Annotated in this window: 5 protein-coding genes and 1 tRNA gene; 2 read left to right on the top strand and 4 right to left on the bottom strand. The window is 44.1% G+C overall.

What is annotated here, in order from left to right; genetic code table 11:
* Window positions 1–4: 4 nt before the first annotated feature.
* From ACVBIL_RS12130 to rsgA, 4 genes are all read right to left on the bottom strand, one after another.
* Window positions 5–3,193: a mechanosensitive ion channel domain-containing protein gene (locus tag ACVBIL_RS12130; RefSeq protein ID WP_447167231.1), complete on the bottom strand. Its 3,189-nt coding sequence runs from the start codon at window positions 3,191–3,193 to the stop codon at window positions 5–7.
* Between the two features lie 69 nt (window positions 3,194–3,262).
* Window positions 3,263–4,141 (bottom strand): DMT family transporter, encoded by an 879-nt coding sequence (locus ACVBIL_RS12135; protein ID WP_447167232.1) that lies wholly within the window; start codon window positions 4,139–4,141, stop codon window positions 3,263–3,265.
* Window positions 4,142–4,155: 14 nt separating this feature from the next.
* Window positions 4,156–5,019 carry an archaetidylserine decarboxylase gene (asd, locus tag ACVBIL_RS12140; protein WP_447167233.1) on the bottom strand — a complete coding sequence of 288 codons (864 nt, stop codon included), beginning with the start codon at window positions 5,017–5,019 and terminating at the stop codon, window positions 4,156–4,158.
* A 160-nt stretch (window positions 5,020–5,179) separates the two neighbouring features.
* The gene (gene rsgA / locus ACVBIL_RS12145) at window positions 5,180–6,244 is read right to left on the bottom strand and encodes a small ribosomal subunit biogenesis GTPase RsgA (RefSeq protein ID WP_447167234.1); all 1,065 of its coding nucleotides are present in this window, start codon (window positions 6,242–6,244) and stop codon (window positions 5,180–5,182) included.
* Window positions 6,245–6,356: 112 nt separating this feature from the next.
* Between rsgA and orn the strand changes: the two genes are divergently transcribed.
* Window positions 6,357–6,902, top strand: coding sequence for an oligoribonuclease (gene orn, locus ACVBIL_RS12150; protein ID WP_447167235.1), 546 nt, complete (start codon window positions 6,357–6,359; stop codon window positions 6,900–6,902).
* Window positions 6,903–7,098: 196 nt separating this feature from the next.
* Window positions 7,099–7,171 (top strand) — tRNA-Gly (locus ACVBIL_RS12155).
* The last annotated feature ends 2 nt before the right edge of the window (window positions 7,172–7,173 follow it).

A 7,173-nucleotide genomic window follows, 5' to 3' on the forward strand; every position in this document is an offset into this window, starting at 1 on the left:
TCAGTTAGGTTCTTATTAAGTTTTGCACATCTTTGGCTTGGCTAGCTGAAAGGTGAACTTCGAGCTGTGGATAAGCCAGTACTAAGCCATTTTCACGCAGCTTCTTGCTGATTTGCTTGTGCAGTTTATGCCTAAGTGGCCAGCGCGCGCCCATATCCTTAGCATACGCTCGTACTTCAAAATCTTGAGTATGCTGACCAAAACCTGCAAACCAAACTTCTGGTTCAGGTGATAGTAATGCATCATCACACTCTTGTACTGCTTGGTAAAGCGCTGCTTCTACACGCGCAGGGTCGGAGTCTCTTGCAACAGAGACATAGACGATAACGCGAGTAATAGGATCTGACAGTGACCAGTTAATCAACTGCTCGGTAATAAATGCCTTATTGGGGACGATGATCTCTTTGCGATCCCAGTCGACAATGGTGGTGGCACGAATTTGAATCTTACTGACGGTACCCGTTAAGTCACGAATGGTAACTGTGTCGCCAATGCGTACTGGCTTTTCAAACAGAATAATCAAGCCTGAGATAAAGTTGGCGAAGATCTCTTGCAAGCCAAAACCTAAGCCAACAGATAGCGCTGCCACTAGCCATTGAAGTTTAGACCACTCCATACCCAAGGTAGAAAAACTGCTCAACACACCAAATAAGATTACTAAATAGCGACTCACCGTGGTTAACGCAAAGCCTGTACCTTGGCTTAAGTCCAGTCTTTGTAAGATGGTTAGCTCAATGAGGCCGGGCAGGTTGGTGGCGATCATCATCGAAAATCCGACAATAATCAGCGAAAGCAGTAATGACTTTAGGGTAATAGGGATCTGTTGTTCAATACCATTAATAGTGGTGTTGCTCGACCATAAAGTCACTCCGTCGAGTAACGAGAATAATGCGGTATGAGTTTGAGTCCAGAGCCCTACAATGCTGGCTAGAAACGCCAGTAACAGCAAGGATCGCACTAAGCCTAATGATTGACTAGAAATGGTCTCTAGGTCGACAACGGGTTCTTCGTAGCTATCGGATTGTTCGCCGACACTGACTTCCCCTTTTTCTCGCTGAGCGAGGAGCTCTGCACGCTTAGCTTTAGCGCGATCAAAAGCAATGCGGCGGCGCTCGATGAGCATCCAGCGCTTAATCAAGTGATAAAGTAGTAAGAAGCCTAAGCCAAATACGAAGGACAGTTGCAGCTGCAAGAACATCTGAAATGCGGTGTAGTAATAACCTTGAAAAGCCAATACTGCACAGGCTATCGGCATGATGATTAACATGGCCCAAAGCAGTTTTTGGAGCAACTTTTTGTTTTTACTATGCTCCGCAGTGGTTTGTTTATTGGATAGGCCGAGCATATCTTTGTAAAACCAGAACAGCATTAAGCAGAAGATAATAAATGCACCGCGGCCAAGGCTATTGCGGACCAACGATGTATCGATAATCTCAGTAAAGGCCATGACGGCAAAGAACGGAGTGGCCATCATAGTGAACTGTCTAAAGCGTTCTTGCCCTGAACGTACAATGCTTTGTGGCGCTTTAAAGTGATTGATCAATAAGCCTCTATCCAACGCGAGCAAATAGATGAAGCGATAAAGTTGATACAAGATCCCCGATGCCAATATCCCCATGCCAACGGCTGAGACGAAATTATGACTCGATAGATAGAAGATCCCACCGGCTAAGACAATAGGTAAAGGCTTAAGTAAGCTGTAGCCGAATGAGTTAATCAGTACGTGGAAAGTATAAATAAACTTATCTTGGGTTACATTGCCCACAAAAGGCAGCTCACGGCGCATGGCTGATTTGAATTTTGGGGTCAAGAGATCTTGGGCGACAAGACTGACGACAACGAGAATCAACCACCATGACCAAAGCGTGCTTTGCTCATCAAAGGAGCTTTGCATCTGGTTCCAAGGGGCTTGTTGTAGCATCCATTGAATACTTTGGTGTAAGTCGGTGATCCATAAACTACCCATGCTGTTGGCATTTGGTACCCAGAATAGGTGTTCGTTTAGGATACTTTTTAGGGTGAGATACTGCTGGTTAAGTTGCTCATAGCTGACTCGTAGATCGGCAAGCTCACTTAAGTATTGGTCATAACTCTGCAGTAGTTGTTGTAGCAACAGGCCTTGAGAAGAGAGTAGTTTGGCTTGCAGTGAGTTGTCGGCACCTATATCAATGACTTGTTGACTATTTAGTGTCTGCGCCTGTTCTATCTGATAGCGAGCAAGCCGGGTATTGGCGATTTCGCTTTGAACCGGATCTTGATTGGGCGGTTTAGGTAGCGCTTGTAGCATTTGCAAAAAGCGTTCACCAAAAGCAGAGTTAAGCTTTATCCAGCCGATTTGTTGCTCGATGGTGGTTAACTGTTTGGCTTGTGCTTGATATTGAGCTTCAGCTTGCTCTTGTTGACTGAGTGCTAGGCTTATTTTGTGGTTTAGCTGTTTTAATTTTTCACCATAAATTAAGTTGCTGTCACTGAGTTCTTGAGCAATGGGATCATGTTCTTTATCGTTTGGCAATAAACTGCCTGCGATAGTCGCTTCTGTACGAGCCTGTCTTTGTAAAATTATCTGCTGGTTTAACTGTTCGATTAACAGCTCTTGCTGTGCCAATTGTTCACGTACAAGTGTTAATTGCAGTTGATTTAGATCGATCTCTTTTTGGCTGCTCGCCAATAACGCCTCTAGGGTTTTTACATGTTGTAAGTAAAGTTCGCCTTGGGCTGTTATCTGTTGCTTATTAATGCTTGGCTTATCGACAGTACGGATTTTTTTGTGTTTTTGTAGTGCAGAACGAGCTGCTACTAAGTCATCGGGTAGTTCGTTATGAGATTTTATAAGAGCATTAATTTTTTGCCCCAGACTTATCTCTACGTCTTTTAATTCAGATAATCGTAGATAGGCAAGTGAGGCTTGCTGATTAATATCTTGCTGGTTAGATGTGCTTAACGTTTGCTTCGCATCTTTGATCTGCCCTAATAAATTTTGCTTATGTTCAGCAAAATTAGTGACCAACTCTTTGGCGTTTTGTTCCGTAAGGGCTAAATCTCGGGTTTTATGTTGCAGTATGACTAACTGCTCTTGCGGCGTTGATTCGCTATGGTTTGGAGCTAACCCTAGACGCTTTTCGATTTGAAGCGGTGAATTAGCGTTAGCAGATAAGGCGAATAAGCATAGGAGGAGCAATAAAAAGCGATGCATGATTAGAGTATGAACCAAGCTAAAAGGACCGACCCATAGTAGCCAAGTTGTCTTGATAAAGAAATCGCTTCAGGCAGTCTTTTTTACTCGACTTGCTCTATGACTTTGTTGGGTTTCAAATAAGGCCGTCATAACGACTAACATACCACCGATAATGGTTTTCAGGGCTAAATCTTCACCAAGTAGCAATAACGCCAGCATGGCACCATAAAATGGTTGCAAACAAGAGACTAAGCCGACCGTTTTTGCGCTGAGTAGCCTTAATGCAGCGGTAAACAATGCGTGCGGTGCGGCGGTGAAAACGACGCCAAGTAAGATGATTAACCACCAGACATTTTGTTCAATGGTATCGAGTTCGACGCTGAACCAAGGCGCGAGAAAAAATACGGCAACGGATGTTTGATAGAACATGGCCTGCTGGCCGCTGTAGGCCGTGAAGTAACGCTTGTGTAGTAGGTTTCGAGCGGTAAATAGCGCGGCAGATAAGATACCGATAGCAATTCCTAAGGTAACGTCATTACCTAGACTCGCTTCAGGGATCAACAAGGTGACACCAATTAACACCACCACAGCACTAATCACATCGGCTAATTTAAGCTTTGTTTTGGTGACAATAGGTTCAACGAGTACGGTCATTACCGGGTAGGTAAAAAAGGCAATCATACCTATGGCAACCGATGAAAGCTGCATGGAGGCAAAGTAGGTGACCCAGTGTAAACTGACAAGGATCCCCAGACCTATGGCGATAAAGTAGTCTTTGCCAGCGTTGAGTGACAGACGCTGTTTGCTGAGTTTTACGATTAGCGCGAGTACGGTCGCGGCTACCACGCAACGTAGAAAGGTAATATCGAGTGCGCTTAGAGGGATTAACTTTGAAAATAAAGCGGTACCACCGAAAAGGAGTACCGCGAAATGAAGTTCTAACAGCCCTGTCTTTTTATTGTCCATGCATCCCTTAAAGGCTAATCTTCAATTTTTGCAAAGGCTTGACCCATGCGCGTCACGCTCTTTGGCTCTACTCCATCAGCAAATTCATCGAGTGCATCTTTGGCGAATAACATCACTACCGTGCTACCTAGCTTAAAGCGACCCATTTCGGCACCTTTTTCAAGCGTTAGTGCATTAGGGCCTTCAGTTGGGTAATCCCAAGTGAATACTTTTTTGCCAGTTGGTGGTGTGACTGTACCCGCCCAAACGGTTTCGATACTTGCCACAATTGTCGCGCCAACTAATACCATGGCCATCGGGCCAATTTCTGTCTCGAAAATTGCCACAACACGTTCGTTGCGAGCAAATAGACCCGGTACGTTTTCTGCCGTTAACGGGTTAACAGAGAAGAGCTCCCCTGGAACATAAGTCATCTTAGACAGCGTGCCCTTAATAGGCATATGAATACGATGATAGTCCTTTGGTGCAAGGTAAATGGTGGCAAAGTCGCCGCCTTCAAAACGCTTAGCATCATCAGCTTGATCGCCTAGCAAAGCAAGTGAAGAATAATCATGGCCTTTAGCTTGAAATATACGACCTTCTTTAATAGGACCTAACTGGCTTACCGCGCCATCTACAGGATGAACAATATAGTCATTATCTGTACATAGTGGACGAATGCCAGGCTTTAGTGCACGGGTAAAGAAGTCATTAAAACTCGCATAAGCAGTGGCTTCAGGCTGTGCGGCTTCACTCATATCAATCTTATACTGCTTGATAAACCAGTTAATAGCAGCAGTGGTGACAGAGCCCATTTCAGCCGCGGCAAGTTTGCCTACAAGGCGTGAAAGTAAATGCTTTGGCATAATGTACTGCAGGGCAATTTTAACGTTATCCAATTTCAATATCCTTTAATCTTCCACCTACTTTGAGGTGCTATCTATTTTTATAAAGCAGAATGGTCCATTTGCTCAAGTGAGCTGCGTTAAGTGCAGCTCTATTCAAGTTTGTTATGGTATCGCTTCATCTATTGTTAGTTTGACTGTTACTGGGTTGTGATTATTCGTCTGGGCCCGCTCTAAAGTGACGGGCATGTCTTTGCTCGTCTAAGCTGGCGATAATACGATGGTAATTATTATATCTGTCTTCGGTGATATCTCCGGCATTAAATGCTTCAGTGATCGAGCAACCAGGATCGTTTAGATGTTTACAGTCTCTAAACTTACAAGTGCCTAAATAATCTCTGAATTCAATAAAACACCAGCCAACTCGTTCAGCAGGTAAGTGCCACAAAGCAAACTCACGCACACCTGGAGAGTCAATCAAATCGCCGCCAGTGGCAATATGAAGAAGTTTTGCCGTTGTGGTGGTGTGCTGGCCTAAACCAGAGTTTTGTGAAATGTCACCGATAATGAGTTCGGCGTCAGGCATCATGGCATTAATCATTGAAGATTTACCGACACCCGATTGCCCCACAAAGACACTGACTTTACCATCCATTAACGCGTGTAGCTGCTCAACGCCTTCACCGGTTATGCTGCTGACGCAGTAAACTTGGTAACCAATAGCTTTGTAGCGCTCAAGCGCTGCATCGATTGCTGGTGCTTCTTCAGGCGTAATTAAGTCAACTTTATTTAAGATGATGACAGGCTGGATGCCCGTGTCTTCAGCTGCAACCAAATAACGGTCAATGATTTGGGTCGTAAACGCCGGCTTGACCGACGTCACAATCAAAATCTGGTCAATATTAGAGGCAATAATTTTTACGCCATCATAAAGATCTGGGCGAGAAAGTAGCGAGTGCCTTGGGTGAACGGCTTCAACAATGCCTTCGATTCGGCTCGCACCCGATTCACTGGTCAGCGCTAGGCGGACGATAACTTTGTCACCAGTGACTAGACTCTTAATGTTGCGTCTAATATTACAGCGAGCAAGATGGCCTCCGTCGGTTTCAACGTCAGCATGCTGACCGAAACGGGAAATAATGGTGCCTTGCTGCTCAGGGCCTAACGTACTGTCTTGTAAGTCAGTCGTTTCGCCTGCATCGTGGCTCTGTAATTTCTTTTTTTGGTTGGTCCGCATTCTGCGTAATTGACCATGGCTTAGCGGTTTCTTTTTACTCACGTATTAGTCTTCAATGATAAAGGTGATTTTGTGTTGCTTAAAAAAGCAGTATGATACACGGTCTTAAACAAAAAAGCCTGAATTTAGGCTAACAGGAATAACGGGTCGCTTTATGGCTATAGATGAAAACAATCTGATTTGGGTCGATTTGGAAATGACAGGGTTAGAGCCTGCCGTTGATAAGATTATAGAAATGGCCACAATCGTGACAGATAAAGAGCTAAATATTATCGCGCAAGGCCCGGTTATTGCGATTCACCAATCGGATGAACAATTAGCATTAATGGACGATTGGAATCAAAAACATCATGGTGAGTCTGGTTTAGTTGACCGCGTTAAAGCGAGTACAATTAATGAAGAGCAAGCAATAGAGCAAACTATCGCTTTCTTATCTCAATATGTTCCAGCGGGTGTTTCACCTATGTGTGGTAACAGTATTGGTCAAGATCGTCGCTTCCTAAATCGTTACATGCCAGCACTTGAAGATTACTTTCACTACCGAAATATCGATGTGAGTACAATTAAAGAGCTAGTTCGTCGCTGGGAACCAACCGCGATGGAAGGTTTCAGTAAAAAGAATACTCACCAAGCATTACAAGATATCGAAGAATCTATCGCCGAATTGCAGTTTTATCGAGCGAAAGTATTTAGAATTTGACCAATCAGTCAGTTTATTTGCAAGAAGGGGTTGCACCGTAGGGATATTTTCATATAATGCGGCCTCAACTTTTCGCTAAGCACCAAACTTAGTGATTACTGATAAAAGTTGAAATGCGACATTAGCTCAGTTGCTAGAGGAAAGAACGATACCTTTAGTGAGTGGTTACAAGCTAAGATGCAAAATTAAGATTTATGCGACATTAGCTCAGTTGGTAGAGCGATACCTTGCCAAGGTATAGGTCATCGGTTCGAACCCGATATGTCGCTCC

This window comes from Shewanella sp. 125m-7 (genome assembly GCF_052977045.1).

Bases quoted from the DNA above. Each gene is read 5' to 3' on its own strand.
- ACVBIL_RS12130 (WP_447167231.1), bottom strand. From the start codon at position 3,193: ATGCATCGCTTTTTATTGCTCCTCCTATGCTTATTCGCCTTATCTGCT.
- ACVBIL_RS12135 (WP_447167232.1), bottom strand. From the start codon at position 4,141: ATGGACAATAAAAAGACAGGGCTGTTAGAACTTCATTTCGCGGTACTC.
- orn (WP_447167235.1), top strand. From the start codon at position 6,357: ATGGCTATAGATGAAAACAATCTGATTTGGGTCGATTTGGAAATGACA.